This is a genomic window from Paenibacillus sp. JNU01 (genome assembly GCF_059130585.1).
In genome coordinates this window covers 1,136,954-1,153,054 of record NZ_CP169723.1, presented here as the reverse complement: position 1 = coordinate 1,153,054, position 16,101 = coordinate 1,136,954, and the positions used below count along the sequence as shown (strand labels likewise).

The window sequence follows — 16,101 nt, the reverse complement described above, 5'->3', positions numbered from 1 at the left end:
ATGGTAGTAGGCGACGCTTCTCTCAATATCGACACATTAGTAATTGGTGCGGGTCCTGGCGGCTATGTAGCTGCCATCCGCGCTGCTCAACTGGGCCAAAGCGTATTGATCGTAGACAAATCCGAACTGGGCGGTGTTTGTTTGAACCGTGGATGTATTCCATCCAAAGCCCTGATCTCTGCTGCACACCAATATGAGTCTGCACTTCACGGTGAAGCTTTTGGTATCTCTGCTGAGAACGTGAAAGTGGACTTCAGCAAAACTCAAGAGTTCAAAAACGGCGTTGTTAAGAAAATGACTGGCGGCGTAGCTGGTCTGCTCAAAGGCAACAAAGTTGAAGTTTTCAACGGTGAGTGCATGTTCATCAATGAAAACGAAGCTCGTGTATTCAATGACCACGAGTCTCCGCGTTACAAATTTAAAAATGCAATTATCGCAACAGGTTCCCGTCCAATCGAACTGAAACCTTTCCCGTTTGGCGGACGCATTCTGTCTTCAACAGAAGCTCTGAACTTGCCTGAAGTACCAAAAAGCATGATCGTTATCGGTGGCGGTTATATCGGTGCTGAGCTTGGTCAAATGTATTCCAAATTTGGTGCGAAAGTAACAATCATCGAAGGTTTGGATACAGTACTGCCAGGTTTCGATAAAGACATGACTAGCCTCGTGGCTAAAAACATGAAGAAAACAGGCATCGAAATCGTAACGGGTGCAAAAGCTGAAAGTGCTGAGCAAACGGATAAAGATGTAACTGTTAAATATTCTGTAAATGGTGAGTCCAAAGAAGTAACTGCAGATTACCTGCTGGTAACTGTTGGACGTCGTCCAAACACAGATGGTGAGCTTGGTTTGGACCTGATCGGTGTAGACGTTGACGAGCGTGGATTCGTTAAAGTTGACCACCAAGGTCGTACTAGCATTCCTCATATCTTCGCTATCGGTGACATCGTATCTGGTTTGGCTCTGGCACACAAAGCTTCTTATGAAGGTAAAGTGGCTGCTGAAGCAATCGCAGGACAACCATCTGTAGTTGACTACAAATGTATGCCGGCTGTTGTGTTCACAGATCCAGAGTGTTCCAGCGTAGGTTACACGGAGAAAGAAGCTAAAGAGAAAGGTTACAAAGTTAAAGCAGGCAAATTCCCTTATGCGGGTAACGGTCGTGCTGTATCTTTGAACCACGCTGAAGGCTTCGTGAAAATCGTAGCTGACGAGGAAAGCGGCCTTGTATTGGGTTGCCAAATCGTAGGTCTGGAAGCTTCTAACTTGATTGCTGAGCTTGGATTGGCAATTGAAATGGGCGCTACTTTGGAAGATCTGGCTCTCACAATTCACGCTCACCCAACTTTGGGCGAAATCGTGATGGAAGCTGCGGAATTGGTTATGGGTCACCCGATCCACATCATCTCCCGTTAAGATCATCTAAGCTTCGGATCCGTCCGGCATTATACGTATATCAAGAGGTGAATAGCGCTAACGCGTTATTCGCCTCTTTTTTGTGAGTGTAGAAGCCTTCCGTAGAGTTATATCATGTACTTTGTGTTGTAAAACATAGGTCCGATTGAATGTGTTTTCAACTCTTTTTCCATCGTGCACAGTGTGATAAACTATTAAGATGATCAGACATGATGTAACTCAGACCAATCTGGAACTGAGTGGCAACATATATAGAGATGCGAGGGGAAATCAACTTGAAAAACTATCTCGATTTATTACAGGATATTCTGAACAATGGCGTTCATAAAGGAGATCGTACGGGAACAGGAACACAATCCGTATTCGGCAGACAACTCCGTTATGATCTCTCCGAAGGATTTCCGCTGGTAACAACCAAACGAATTCATCTCAAATCGGTTATTCATGAACTGTTGTGGTTTTTGAGTGGCGATACCAATATATCTTATCTGAAAGAAAATGGTGTGAAGATCTGGGACGACTGGGCGGACGAAAATGGAGATCTTGGACCGGTGTATGGTTCACAATGGCGTACTTGGGAAGCACCCAATGGGGAGAAGATCGATCAGATCTCTGCAGTCATTGATTCAATTAAAAATAATCCAGATTCACGACGTCATCTTGTCAGCGCATGGAATGTGGCAGAGATCAATAATATGAAGCTTCCACCTTGTCACTTTGCGTTTCAGTTTTACGTTGCAGAGGGTAAATTATCATGTATGCTTACGATGCGTTCAGTGGATACCTTCCTCGGGCTGCCTTTTAACATCGCGAGTTATGCGCTCTTAACTCATATGATCGCGCAGCAATGTGACCTTGAGGTGGGTGATTTCATCTGGTCTGGTGGGGATGTTCACATCTATTCCAACCATGTTGATCAGGTCAAAACTCAGCTGGAGCGTGAACCTTATGCGTTACCTAAGCTAGTAATCAAGCGTAAGCCCGATTCGATTTTTGATTATAAGTTTGAAGATTTCGAGTTTGAGAACTATCAGTATCATCCGGGCATTAAAGCTCCAATTGCAGTCTAATTATGTGTTCAATCTCGATAAGTGCGTGTTCAAAAAGTCTGGTTTTCAGTAACAAGAAGATGGAATGAAGCTAGAAATGGAGTAGCGGAGCGTAGGCAAACTACGTGAGCAACGGACATTTCGGTTGAATTTCAACTTCGACGCTGATGATGCCGCTAGGCATGATTCGTAATCAAAAGTGGATTTTTTGAACAACCTCTAGAAGAGACTTGGATTGAAGGAGTGTATTACCCTTGAGTATTGAATTGGTATGGGCAATGGGGGAGAACGGTGTGATCGGATTGAATAATACGATTCCATGGCGGTTACCCAAAGATATGGCCTTTTTCAAACAACGTACGTTAAACAAAACGATTATTATGGGACGTAACACGTGGGAATCTTTTGGCGGTAAGCCGCTTCCTCAGCGCCGTAATATCGTAGTGACAAGAGATCTGAACTACAAGGTGGAACAGGCTGAGATCGTTCATACGATTGAAGAAGGGCTGAGCGTAACCAAAGGTGAGGAACTGTGCGTAATTGGAGGTTCCCAAGTGTATCGCGAGTTCCTGCCCTTTGCAGATCGTCTTGTGGTGACCAAAATTCATGAGAATTTTGAGGGAGATACGTTTTTCCCCGACGTGGATTGGTCTGAATGGGAACTGATTGACCAGATTGAAGGCGAACAGGATGAAAAAAATGTTCACGCATATACGTTTGAATTTTATGAGCGTAAACAGTAAATATGGCATATAAAAATCCTGAATTCGGTCGTGGTTGTATGGTCGTGGTTGTATGATGGGAGGCGCTGATTGCGAAATATTCGTGAACAGCGTCTTTTCTTTATAAAAAAATAAGCCATTTGTTTAGAATGGAATCCATATTACATTAATATAACATGAATGATTGAAATGTATGTATATTATGCATACGATTCAGCATTAAATAGTAAAAAAGTGTAAAAGATTTGGGGATTTAACGTTGTGAAGCCCTAAAAGAGGTCTGGAATTCGGAAATACGAACGATTCCTAGCAGAATATGTTGAATTTCATGACAAATTATCTAACATTTATATGACGTTTCGACTTATTAACTCTTTATCAAACACCAGATTTCGGAGTTCAAGACCACATTTAACGCCAAAATAAGGGTATTGACCATAGGTAGACTTCAAAGATATGATGTATAAAATACAAATAATTATGCGGATAATCCATTTAATATTCACCACAGTAAATGCTACTATAATTGAAATATCTTCGAGAAGATTTTGTGATACAATAGACAAAAACTCAAGTAATGAGTAATCCATTTCATATAGAACCATGCACATGAAGGGATTAAGACAAGAACGGATGGGGGAAAACGTAAGATGTCTACACCTACTGGATTTATGGAATACAAACGTCAACTGCCAGCGGATCGTGAGCCAGCGGAGCGGATCAAGGATTGGGAAGAGTTTCATAAACACATGGCTGAAGAAGAACTCAGAACACAAGGTGCACGATGCATGGATTGTGGTACCCCGTATTGCCATACAGGTATAGATATGACTGGCGGCACGTCAGGTTGCCCCGTGCATAACCTGATTCCGGAATGGAATAATCTTGTATATCGCGGACTGTGGAGAGAAGCACTTGAGCGCCTTCACAAAACTAATAATTTCCCGGAATTTACAGGTCGCATCTGTCCAGCTCCTTGTGAAGGATCTTGTACAGTTGGCTTAATCGGTCAGCCTGTAACCATCAAAACGATTGAAGAAGCAATTATTGAAAAAGGTTTCGAAGAAGGATGGGTCGTTCCGGAGCCTCCTGAAAAACGTACAGGTAAACGTGTAGCTGTGGTAGGCTCAGGTCCAGCTGGCTTGGCAACTGCGGCTCAGTTGAATAAAGCGGGACATTTGGTAACCGTATATGAGCGTTCGGACCGTGTCGGCGGATTGCTGATGTACGGTATCCCAACGATGAAATTGGATAAAAAGGTCGTTCAACGTCGTGTTGATCTGCTTGAAGCAGAAGGGATCCAATTCATTACAAACACCGAGATCGGTAAAGATATTGCAGCACAACAACTGGTGGATGAATATGACGCTGTTGTATTGTGCGGTGGTGCAACGAAGCCGCGTGAATTCAATATTGAAGGCAGCGACTTGAAAGGCGTTCATTACGCCATGGATTTCCTGAATGGCAGTATCAAGAGCTATCTGGACTCCAATCTGGAAGATGGTCAATATCTGTCCGCTAAGGACAAAGATATTATCGTCATTGGTGGCGGTGATACAGGATCTGACTGTGTAGCTACATCGCTGCGTCATGGTTGTCGTACGATCACTCAATTTGGTACGCATACGCAAGCACCTATGGAACGTGATCGCATTAACAACCCTTGGCCACAATTCCCGAACGTATACACACTTGATTATGCACAAGAGGAAGCCAAAGCGTTGTTTGGTCAAGATCCGCGTGAATTCTCCATCATGACAACGAAATTTGTTGGAGACGATGAGGGGAACCTCAAAGAATTGCATACAGTACAGATCGAGCGTATTGTGGATGAAACTGGTCGCAAGATTTATCAGCCGATTCCTGGTACAGAGCGTGTATTCCCGGCTCAGATGGCCATGATTGCCATTGGTTTTGATGGACCGGAACAAACGTTGGTAGAGCAACTGGGTCTTGCAACAGATCGTCGTACTAACGTTAAGGCACGTTACGGCAAATACAACACCAATGTGGATAAAGTATTCGCAGCAGGTGACATGCGTCGTGGCCAAAGCTTGGTTGTATGGGCAATTAATGAAGGCCGTGAGGCTGCTCGTGAAGTGGACAAATACTTGATGGGTGCTTCGGTTCTGGTGTAAAAAGTATAGAACGAGTATTAATGACAACCTTCGCGATCAGCGAGGGTTGTTTGCTGTTATTTTAACCAATTTGACTACATATTTCATATAAGTGTGAGCAATAGCATTGCTTTTTACGTGATAAAGATTTATTATTATATTATAATAATTATAAATAAGGATTGAATGAAACCACGAATCCGTACGATAAAAGTAAATTTCAATGAATATAAACCGGAGGTGCGACCTGCTATGGCAAGTAACCGGGACAAGTCCATTTCAGAACAGATATTTCACATTAAAAATCAATTGGTTGAAAAAGGATATAAGTTAACACAACAACGGGAAGTTACTGTACGTGTGTTGCTTGAACATGAAAAGGATCATTTTAGTGCAGAGGAAGTTTTCCTCTTGGTTAAAGAGCAGTTCCCTGAGATCGGATTGGCTACGGTATACCGAACTCTCGAACTGCTGAGTGATCTTCAAGTCGTTGAAAAGATTAACTTTGGCGATGGTGCTGCGCGCTTCGATCTGCGAAGTACAGATGGTTCTCATCATCACCATCACTTGATCTGTACCGAATGTGGGAAAGTAGAAGAGATCATGGAAGATGGTCTGCTTCGTTTGGAACAACAGATAGAGCGTCAGTATGGCTTTGCTGTCACGGATCATCGTCTGGATTTCCAAGGTGTATGCAAAGAGTGCAGACAAAAACATGTACTGAAAGAACAGGCTGCAGTTTAATTCATTCTGGGAGGGTGCTCCCGAATCCAAAATCTGATATAATATGTATCAGAAGCAAGGGGCTTCCGTCGGCGGAAGGCCCCTTTTTGCCGTCATGCGGACGGTGAAGGAGGAGAGATGGACGGATGAAGACACTGGTTATAGCGGAAAAACCCGACATGGGTCGAACCATTGCCGCCGTCATAGAACCAAAGGCCAAGAACAATCGCACCTATCTGGAGGGTGAGCATTACATCATCACATGGGCGATAGGGCATTTGCTTGGACTGGCTGAACCGGATGCCTATGATACGAAGTACAAGCGTTGGAATATAGCGGATCTGCCGATCATACCCGATCAGTTCAAGATTGTACCCAATCCGAGAACGAAAGATCAGCTCAAAATGATTGGAGAACTGGCGAAACGGGCTTCAGCGATCGTTAATGCTTGCGATGCAGGGAGAGAAGGGCAGTACATCTTCGCTCTTATACAACAGCAATTGAAGCTGCGTCAGCCTGTAAAGCGTTTATGGATATCGGATTTGACAGCAGAGAGCATTAGACGTGGTTTTGATGGGCTGAAGGATGCCTCTGAATTTGAAAATTTGACCCATGCTGCTCGCGCCAGAAGTGAAGCCGATTGGCTGATTGGTATGAATGCCTCACGGGCATTTACAACCCGTCATAATGCATTGTTGTCTGTAGGCCGTGTGCAGACGCCGGTACTTGCGCTAATCTACGATCGGGAAATAGAGATTGAAGCGTTCCAGTCGCAGACCTTTTATGAAGTGGCCGCCTGGTTTCGGCAGGAAGGTGTCGAGTACCGGGGACTGCGTCAAGGAGATAAGTTGACAGATGCGGAGGCAGCAGAGGCCATTGCAACGAGTGTGAAGGGCAAGAGAGGGCAGATTACCAAATATGAAGCGAAGCAGACGAAGGAGTATCCGTATCGTTTGTATGACCTGACCCTTTTACAGCGTGAAGCCAATGCCAAATTCGGATATGGTGCCAAAAAAACACTGGATATCGCGCAGGCCTTGTATGAAAAACACAAGGTAATTTCGTATCCGCGGACGAACTCCAACTATGTTACGGAACAGAATATTGAAGGTATGCACAAAACGCTAAACCTGCTTAAAAATGGTGCCTATAGTGAGCTTGCGCAAGGGGCTAAACCAGAGCTTGTTCATAAGAATAATAAAGGGGTATGTAATCCGAGCAGGGTTGAAGATCACCATGCAATCTTACCTACTTTGAAGCGACCAGGTACCTTATCCAAGGATGAACAGAACATCTATGATTTGATAGTAAGACGTTTCTTGTCTCACTTTTATCCTCCAGCGGAGTATAAGCAACATACCGTGCTCACCGAAGTGGAGAAACATCAGTTTAAGACATCTGTCAAAGAGCTGCTGTCCCTCGGATGGAAAGTGGTTCTCGGTTCCGGAGATCAGGAACAGGGCGGGGCAGGCAAGAAGAAGACCAAGAAAAACGGCAATGAAGAAGAGGAAGCTGAAGAGTGGACGGACAAGGCATTTAGCGTACAACCTGAATTGCCTGTTCAATGTACAAAGAGTGAGTTCAAAGAGAAGGCGACCCAGCCTCCCAAAAGTTATACCGAGGGAACATTGCTAAAAGCGATGGAAAGTGCAGGCAAACAGATCGAGAATGAAGAGCTGCGAGATGCGATGAAAGACAGTGGTTTGGGTACTCCGGCTACACGTGCTGCTACAATTGAGCGCCTCAAAAACGTAGGTTACATTACGATGCAGGGGAAAAAAATGCAGTTAACGCTCAAAGGAAGAACGGCTATCGAATTGATTCGCCGAGCAGGCGTAGATCTGTTAACCTCACCCGAGATGACAGGCCAATGGGAAAGAAGATTATATCAGATTTCCAAAGGTGAGGCGGGGCAGGACAAGTTCATGGAGAACGTTAAGAAATTTACGTTGTCCATCATTGAGAAAGTGCGTGTGCAAGCTCCGGCGCCGGCAGATGCTTTTGGAGAAGATTCGCGTGCAGGCAGGGGGAAAGGCAAGGGAGCCAGAACCCAGGCAGGTAATACAAGGACATCAGCCAAGACAGCTAGTGGCGGTTCAACTGTAAAAACGTCCCGTCAGACTTCGGCATCTTCATCGAGAGCCGGCAGTGCGAAAAGCACCACCAACAAGGCGCCATCTTCCACTGCGAGCCCAACCGGAGTGAGAGAGTTACTGGCACCTTGTCCTTCTCCCGGCTGTACAGGTCAGATTATAGAGGGCAAGAAGGGTTATGGATGCTCACGTTTCAAGGAAGGCTGTTCGTTTGTGGTATGGAAAGAGTATGCGGGCAAGAAAATCACCAGTACGATGTTAAAATCGCTGATTGAGAAGGGGAGTACCCAGGTCCTATCGTTCAAACGAAAAGACGGGAGTACCGTGAAGGCACGTATTATTTTGCAAGACGTGGTAACAGGCAAGTTATCTGGTGAGAAACAGGATGCTTGATGTTAGTCATGATAAAGTAAAAGGACCCTTATCCAAGGGTCCTTTTTTGTTGCTGCTGTTGTATATTTTCGTGTATGACTTTGGGTACCTCTTCCAGTGCAGTGATGGTATACATCGATGTTTCCGGATTGGGTTGAAGTTCTACGATGTTGTATTGCCATTCATTTGGTTGTTTGATATATATGCTGTGTATTCCGGCTTTTACCGCGGGCATAATGTCTGTCCGCAGTGAGTTGCCAATCATCCATGTCGCACGACGATCAAACGGACCGTTAGACAGAATGCCTTCCAGTGCCTCTATGTTTTTGTGTTGTCGGATATAGATCCGATCATCAAAATACGCCGAGAGTTTCATCTGATCAATCTTACGCTGCTGGATCACAGTTTCGCCGCCGGTATATAAGTAGAGGGAATGTCCTGCGCCTTTGAGGTTCTCAAGCGTTTCAACCATATGAGGATAGGGTTCAACTTCCTGTTCGTACACGCTCATACCCAATTTGCTCAGATAAGATTCTTCTCTGGGAGAAGTTGATCTGGCAAACTTCCCAGAAAAGTAACGATAGGTATCAATCAGGGATTGCGGGAAATGGTGACTTGCAAAGCCAAGCTTGTCCACTCCGGTTACATCGATCTCCAGCTGTTTCTCACGGATCTCTTGCGTTGTCAAAGAATGTCCATCAAACCACTCCTGCATATTCTCAAAGAATTCTCCCAAAATCAGGTTGAAATATTTATTGCAGTATACGAGTGTATCATCAAGGTCAAACAAAATATGTTGTTTCATTAATTTCATGATCTAACTCACTCCTTGTAGCCAGCAACTCCACATTGGGTCAAATGAATTATATGCGAATGTAAGATTCCAGAAACATATTCAATTCAGATACGCCATCTGGGCGAATACTGTATTTCTCTTTACGGTTGCTTCCGAGCAGATGAGTTCGCAGCAGACCTGCGATGCGCAGCGCCATCACCTGATCTTTGACCGTATCTTCGTCTTTGCCCAATTCTTCACACATCTCAGCGAGAGACTTGGGTTCATCCGATACGTAACGAAGCAGGCGAAGTCTTTCGGGATCAGCCAGTGCATGGGTGAATCGTAAAAGGCATGTTGGCGGCTGATCTTCATTTTCTTCAGGTGCATCTACCGGATACTGCATAATCATCATTCCCTCATAGAAGCAGTACATATTAATAGGGCGATTGTGCACCGTTGGAAACAGGATAACTTCGTTCAGTCCAGGCATCGGTTCAACAAGAACGCCCGCTGTAGCATATTCAATAAGCAGTTCAGAGCCCATTTTATCAAGCAAAATGCGTTTTTCCTCGGCATCTTCTTCCAGCCATACACGCTGATCTTCGCTCATATTCTGGCAGTAGTGTTCATCCCATAGTCGCAATAATGGGACATAACTGTTCCGAATGCGTGTAGATTCTTCTATTGTAAGTGCGGGCAGAAGAGGAGACACACGTGCATATAGGTCTTTCGCTGTCATTCCGGCAAGCATGTCCAGGAAATCACGATTCTCTGATGTATCATTTTGATATGCTGCCCATGCAAACAAAACATCAAAATCATCAAAAGGCCAAGTGGCAGCAGGTGCGAGCGCAGCTCGTACATTGGAACTTAGTTTGCCTTCCACTTCCAGAATCCATTCAGGACCAATATCCAGATGCTGAATCCATTTTTTCGTGACATAAACCAGAAAGCTGTTAAGCATTTCATATATCGGTGAAACATCAATTTTCACATGATAAGCCATAATGTTGCAGAATCCTCCCGTCACATCTAAATGTACGCAGCGACTTAACTACTATTATGGCTTGTTTTGCAGGGCGTTGTCCACTATAATGTTCAAGTCCGGGGCAAAGCCCTGGTCCATGAATAGCAGTTTAAAACCATATGTATAACATACGAAAGTCGTCAGCGATGGCGATTTTTCTTTGTGTGCTTGCAGGAGGAATGAATTCGTGTCATCGATTACTCGTCCCAAACGATCACACTCGACAGCCAATTATCTGATTCTGATTACGGTTATTGTGGTGGCGGGCATAAGTCAGGGGCTTTTGCTTCCTGTGCTTTCGATTTTTTTGGAGCAAAAAGGGGTTTCACCAGGTTTAAACGGATTAAACGCTGCCGCCTTGTATGTTGGTTCATTTGCCATGACGTTAGTTGCGGAGCGACTACTGGGTGCATTGGGGTTCAAAAAGCTGATTGTAGGCGGCCTGTTATTGGTCATGGTTCCTTTGATCCTGTTTCCTTATTTACCGGATATTAAAATATGGTTCATTTTACGTCTGGTCGTTGGAATAGGAGATAGCGCACTACATTATGCGGCCCAGCTCTGGGTGCTGCTTGTTACTGCACCTGAAAAGCGTGGACGTTACATATCGTTATATGGCATGTCCTACGGTCTCGGATTCAGTATTGGTCCTCTCGGAATAAAGCTGCTTGGCTTCGGTGATGCTGTCCCTTTCTGGGTCTTGTTCATCTGTATTGCAGCAGTACTTATCCTAGTATTAATGAAGCTTCCGGATACGAAACCGGAAAAAGCAGAGCATGGCCAACTGCCGGAACGTCGCTTCCGTCGCAGTCTGGCATGGGCCTGGTATGCACTTTTACCAGCACTCTTATACGGATATATGGAGGCCGGTATGAATAGCAACTTCCCCGTGTACGGCCTTCGGATTGGATTCGATACCAATCAGATTTCATCGTTGCTTCCATTTATCGGTATTGGAGGTTTGTTCCTTCAATTGCCCCTCGGAATGTTGAGTGACCGATATGGGCGTAAGAAGATATTGATGTTTGCGGGCATCAGTGGGGGGATTGTATTCATGCTGGTTCCTGTTGCAGGTACGCACTTCTGGTGGACACTTGTATTGTTAACGATCGCAGGTGGTCTGGTCGGTTCCTTTTTCTCATTGGGCTTGGCCTATGCCGCAGACATTTTGCCTAAAGTGTTGCTGCCCGCAGCCAACGTGGTGGCATCCTTTCATTTCACGATTGGAAGCATTATCGGACCGAATCTGGGTGGTCAGATGATCAACTGGATCTCACCCGGAAGTATGTTCACACTGCTTGGAATCATGTACCTTCTTTTTGGTGTGGCAGGTATATTATTTCGTCGTAAACCTGAGTTCGAATCTGTGTTAAAATAGAAGCTGGTGTTCGCATGGAAATTGATGTCCATTTCCGAGTACACTAGTGGTAGGGAAAAACATGGACAAGAGGAGACATCGCGATGATCAGAGTAGAGAACTTGAGTAAATCCGTTGGCGTGGACCGCGTTCCCGTTCTGCGGGATATTCGATTTGATATGCAACAAGGTGAGATGATTGCTGTCGTTGGTTCAAGCGGCAGCGGTAAGAGCATGTTGCTTAAATGTTTGGCCATGATGGAAAAATGGGATTCTGGCCGATTCACGGTGGATGGTGCCGAGATCTTGAAAGAAGGCTGGTCCGGAAAACGGAAAATCAAACGGGAATGGGCATACTTGGAGCAGAATCCTGAGTTATTCCCCAGACGTACAGCTCTTAAAAATGTATTAATCGGGCGATCGGGTCAGACTCCCGTATGGAGAATGGTGACCGGTATGGTACGTTCCGATGATTATATGGGTGCTATGGATTATCTCGAAGGATTGGGATTACTCGATAAGGCACATCAAATCGCAGAAAAGCTTAGTGGTGGCGAGAAGCAGCGTGTTGCCATTGCAAGAGCACTTGCTCATGGTGCCAAAGTGGTTCTGGCCGACGAACCTGTGATTGGTCTTGACCCTCACACGGCAGATTCGGTGCTGGAAACGTTGCGCAAATTATGTGAAGAAGAACGTGCTACAGTCATTGCAGTACTACCTATTGAGCTTGCTGAGAAACATGCCACGCGGATCTGGGGATTGGCAGAAGGCAAGATTGCTTTTGATATTCGTGGGCGGAGACTGACGCAGCAAGAAAAAAACCAGATTTAAACTATTGAAAAGAGTGATGAGATTGTTTAATTCACGGTGGGGACGCTTCATTGCAGCAGGAACTATGGCAATTATGCTTGGTTCTGTTCTGAGCGGATGCACAGTCATAAGTGACCCCAAGCTTCTGATGAAGCAACCTATGATGTCCATGGATAAGGAGAAATTATATACGATTGTACAGAAGGAACAACCACCGGAGAGTAAGCTAATCAGGCCTAAAGATCTGAATAATACAAGCATGATTCGTGTTGCTGATTTGAATGGTGATGGTACTCGTGAGGCTATTGTTTTCTATGAAACCCCTAATGAGAATGTACGAATTCATGGAATGCTTTTAGAGGAACAGGGTGATACATGGGTGAAAAAACTTACATTTGATGTTCCGGGTAATAGCTTGCAATCGTTTAAATTATTGGATATTACAAATGACGGAAATCCGGATATTGTTCTGGGGGTAAGTGTTGAAGCGCAAAAAGCCTTAATGGCATACTCCTATAAAGGAGGCGCCCTTGAACAGGTAATGGGTGGTGTCCCCTACAATCAATTTATTATTGATGACATTCAAGGAAACGCGCTGGATTTAAATGGGGATAAAGAAAGTGATTTTGTAATAGTGACTTTAAATACGAGTGGTTTTGCTACAGTTGCCTTGTATCAATTTAATGAAGGTAGTTTTAAAGAAGTGGATCGTATGCAGACTGACTATACGGTTAAGGAAATATATAGTGCACTTGGCGGACAGATCGCTGAGAACAAAATGGGAATTGTATTGGACGCTGAGTTAGACGATCGAAGTACTTTTTCGCAGATCGTGTATGTAAAAGACGATAAATTGATAAATGCTTTTAAATCACCCGATCAAACGTATAGAGATGACAAAATTTTAAGTAGTGATGTTAACAATGATGATATTATTGAGTTTGGATTAAAAGAAACACCTAAGGGATGGGAGCATTATGTTTTTGATGAGCGAATGTGGTTCTATACGTTTTACCAATGGGATGGAAAAGACGGCAAGAAATTCGTCTCTTTTCAGTATCGAGACGATGCAAATTCATTCCATCTAAACCTCAAAGCGAATTGGTATGGAAAAATAACTATTGATACTAAATCGGAAAAAGAAAAGTATATTCGTTTTAAAAAGATTGACAGCGATGAAACGGTTGGTGAAATTAAATATTTCACACTTTCACAGTGGGAACAGGAGAAGGGGAATAGCTGGAAAGAAATCACACGGAACAATGATCATATTATTGCTTCACGTGGTTCCCAACTCGACACAAATCCTGGACTGCTAGAGAATTTATCGCAGACAAATAGAAAGGAAGAACTTAATGAGTAAAGTACTTATTCTTGAGGATGAGGAATCCATCCGCAGTTTTATTGTAATCAATTTGAAAAGGAACGGTTTTGAAGTGCTTGAAGCTGGAGATGGGCATGAAGCGCTAAGGATACTGCAAACGGTACCTGATATTGATCTGGCTCTGCTGGATGTCATGGTACCAGGTATTGATGGATTCGAGGTGTGTCGACGGATCCGTGAAACGAATGAACGTCTGGGCATCATCTTTTTGACCGCGAAAGTTCAGGAACAGGATAAAGTGTACGCACTCTCTGTTGGTGCAGATGATCACGTAAGCAAGCCTTTCAGCCCAACAGAGTTGATTGCACGTATTCAGTCGTTATTACGCCGTGTGAACGTGCATCGGGAAACTGCGGCGAAGGTTACGTTCCAGTCCGGACCATTTTCGCTGGACCTCATTTCGAAGCAATTTAAGAAACAGAATGAAGCCATTGAGCTGACTCCAACGGAGTTTTCCCTGATTCAGTTTTTCCTGGAAAAAGAGAATACACCGCTCAGCCGCGATGTATTGTTAGATCATGTATGGGGAAAAGAGTACATGGGTGATCCCAAAATTGTGGATGTTAACATTCGTCGTTTGCGTCAAAAAATTGAGAACAATCCTTCCGAGCCCGAATACCTGCAGACTGTATGGGGTCACGGGTACAAATGGAAGGGCCGGGAGCAATGATTAAAAAAGGCATTACGCGACAGATCGTTTTACACTACTTTATCGTAGTTTTTCTGGCTCTGTTGCTGGTTGAATTTATATTTATGCTTGCAGTGCAAAGATACTACTATGAGAGCATTTATAACACTATAAATCAGCGGATTACGATGACGAATGATTTTAAAGAACCTTTGTCACTTGTGAATGGAGCAGAAGATGGCAATAATCTATCTTATTTGCTTGTGAATCTTCAACTTGATAATACTGAGTTGCAAATTCTTGATTTGAACGGAAGAGTATTGGCAAGTTCCACGGCATTCGAGTCAGAACATGCTGTTCTTCAGACCAGTGATATATCACAGGCGATGAATGGAAATATAGGTCGTTGGGTCGGGAGACAACCTATTACTGGAGAACAAGTGATGGCTGTTGCTCATAAACTTGATCTAGGAGGCGAGAATACTTACGTTGTAAGATATTTGACATCCCTTGATCTAGTCAACTCTAAATTGCTAGTAATGGGGCTGCTAGCTGCTGCTGTAGGTGCTGCTGTGCTTACTCTTGTTTTGATCATTAGTATTGGGATGGCGAATTCCATTGTACGTCCAATCAACAACATCACCGCAGTCTCTGCCCAAATGGCCAGAGGACGGCTGGATGTCAGGGTAAAGGGGAATTACAAGCACGAACTGGGCGAATTGGCATCAACACTTAATTTCATGGCACATGAGATTGTGCGCAGCAATCAGATCAAGGATGATTTTATCTCGTCGATCTCCCATGAATTAAGAACACCGCTGACCAGTATCAAGGGCTGGAGCGAGACACTGGACTCAGGCGGTTATGATCCGGAAGAAACCCGTATCGGCATGGGTATCATTTCCAAAGAAACCGAACGATTGATTGGACTGGTCGAAGAGATGCTGGATTTCTCCAAATTGCAGCAGAATCAGATGAAGCTGGTTAAAGGAACGGTCAACATACGTGAGATTGTGCAGGAAACGATGTTGAATGTCTGGGCCAAAGCGGAACAAAAACAGGTTCATCTGAAGCTGGAAACAGACGAGACTCGAGCTTATAATGTCCATGGAGACGGCAATCGACTGAAACAAGTCTTTTTAAACATTGTAGATAATGCGATCAAATTTTCACATGAGAATTCCTGGATTTTCTTGTCTGTTAAAGAAGAGAATGGTCAGATTATTGCAGCGGTTCAAGACACCGGTATCGGAATTAGTGAAGAACACCTGATCAAAGTACGGGATCGCTTCTTCCAGGTCAATCATCAAAATGGGGGAACGGGACTGGGACTTGCGATTACGCAAGAACTGGTTGAACTGCATGAGGGAACAATTACGATGCAGAGTGAACTTGGATCGGGTACAATCGTTACGGTGACGTTACCGGCTGTGGCTGATGAGACGGGTACAGAAGAATCTGTAACGCAGTCTGGTGATCATGCATTGCCTCAAGAACGAGCAGCAAGTGATGTAAAATTGGATCAGGAAAAGTCTTAAGCTTGAATCCATTTGCGATCACCGACCAGGTCTGCTTCACAATATTCATATCAATATCAAAAAGGCGAGCCATACAAGGCTCGCCTTT

13 protein-coding genes are annotated in these 16,101 nt (G+C 44.3%); 11 read left to right on the top strand and 2 right to left on the bottom strand.

All coding sequences use genetic code 11. The features are described from left to right. The 6 genes from lpdA (at position 1) to NLBNIHML_RS04690 (ending at position 8,513) form a co-directional block, all read left to right on the top strand. The gene (gene lpdA / locus NLBNIHML_RS04715; protein ID WP_024630356.1) at positions 1 to 1,416 is read left to right on the top strand and encodes a dihydrolipoyl dehydrogenase; all 1,416 of its coding nucleotides are present in this window, start codon (positions 1 to 3) and stop codon (positions 1,414 to 1,416) included. Between the two features lie 275 nt (positions 1,417 to 1,691). After that, positions 1,692 to 2,486, top strand: coding sequence for a thymidylate synthase (thyA, locus tag NLBNIHML_RS04710; RefSeq protein ID WP_494353887.1), 795 nt, complete (start codon positions 1,692 to 1,694; stop codon positions 2,484 to 2,486). A 233-nt stretch (positions 2,487 to 2,719) separates the two neighbouring features. Continuing rightward, complete coding sequence (locus NLBNIHML_RS04705) at positions 2,720 to 3,208, top strand: dihydrofolate reductase (protein ID WP_339255829.1); 489 nt, start codon at positions 2,720 to 2,722, stop codon at positions 3,206 to 3,208. A gap of 629 nt (positions 3,209 to 3,837) precedes the next feature. Further along, entirely contained in the window at positions 3,838 to 5,325 is a 1,488-nt protein-coding gene (locus NLBNIHML_RS04700; RefSeq protein ID WP_339255827.1) for a glutamate synthase subunit beta, read from the top strand. 231 nt (positions 5,326 to 5,556) lie between these two features. After that, positions 5,557 to 6,048, top strand: a complete 492-nt coding sequence (gene fur, locus NLBNIHML_RS04695; RefSeq protein ID WP_339255825.1) for a ferric iron uptake transcriptional regulator — start codon at positions 5,557 to 5,559, stop codon at positions 6,046 to 6,048. 125 nt (positions 6,049 to 6,173) lie between these two features. Next, complete coding sequence (locus tag NLBNIHML_RS04690) at positions 6,174 to 8,513, top strand: type IA DNA topoisomerase (RefSeq protein ID WP_494353886.1); 2,340 nt, start codon at positions 6,174 to 6,176, stop codon at positions 8,511 to 8,513. Positions 8,514 to 8,541: 28 nt separating this feature from the next. On the opposite strand, the gene NLBNIHML_RS04685 is transcribed toward NLBNIHML_RS04690, so the two are convergent. Then, complete coding sequence (locus NLBNIHML_RS04685) at positions 8,542 to 9,306, bottom strand: HAD family hydrolase (RefSeq protein ID WP_339234454.1); 765 nt, start codon at positions 9,304 to 9,306, stop codon at positions 8,542 to 8,544. A gap of 49 nt (positions 9,307 to 9,355) precedes the next feature. After that, the gene (locus tag NLBNIHML_RS04680) at positions 9,356 to 10,276 is read right to left on the bottom strand and encodes an ArsR/SmtB family transcription factor (RefSeq protein ID WP_494353885.1); all 921 of its coding nucleotides are present in this window, start codon (positions 10,274 to 10,276) and stop codon (positions 9,356 to 9,358) included. Between the two features lie 208 nt (positions 10,277 to 10,484). On the opposite strand from NLBNIHML_RS04680, the gene NLBNIHML_RS04675 reads away from it, so the two are divergent. The 5 genes from NLBNIHML_RS04675 (at position 10,485) to NLBNIHML_RS04655 (ending at position 16,013) form a co-directional block, all read left to right on the top strand. Continuing rightward, entirely contained in the window at positions 10,485 to 11,675 is a 1,191-nt protein-coding gene (locus tag NLBNIHML_RS04675; protein WP_339234451.1) for an MFS transporter, read from the top strand. An 83-nt stretch (positions 11,676 to 11,758) separates the two neighbouring features. Beyond that, positions 11,759 to 12,484 (top strand): phosphonate ABC transporter ATP-binding protein, encoded by a 726-nt coding sequence (locus NLBNIHML_RS04670; RefSeq protein WP_036613671.1) that lies wholly within the window; start codon positions 11,759 to 11,761, stop codon positions 12,482 to 12,484. 22 nt (positions 12,485 to 12,506) lie between these two features. Next, on the top strand, positions 12,507 to 13,826 hold the full coding sequence (locus tag NLBNIHML_RS04665; RefSeq protein ID WP_494353884.1) for a hypothetical protein: 1,320 nt from the start codon (positions 12,507 to 12,509) through the stop codon (positions 13,824 to 13,826). Further along, entirely contained in the window at positions 13,819 to 14,517 is a 699-nt protein-coding gene (locus NLBNIHML_RS04660) for a response regulator transcription factor (protein WP_017688086.1), read from the top strand. Before NLBNIHML_RS04665 ends, NLBNIHML_RS04660 begins: the two co-directional genes overlap by 8 nt. Further along, on the top strand, positions 14,514 to 16,013 hold the full coding sequence (locus NLBNIHML_RS04655; RefSeq protein ID WP_494353883.1) for a sensor histidine kinase: 1,500 nt from the start codon (positions 14,514 to 14,516) through the stop codon (positions 16,011 to 16,013). The genes NLBNIHML_RS04660 and NLBNIHML_RS04655 overlap by 4 nt, the downstream gene beginning before the upstream one ends. Positions 16,014 to 16,101 lie beyond the last annotated feature (88 nt).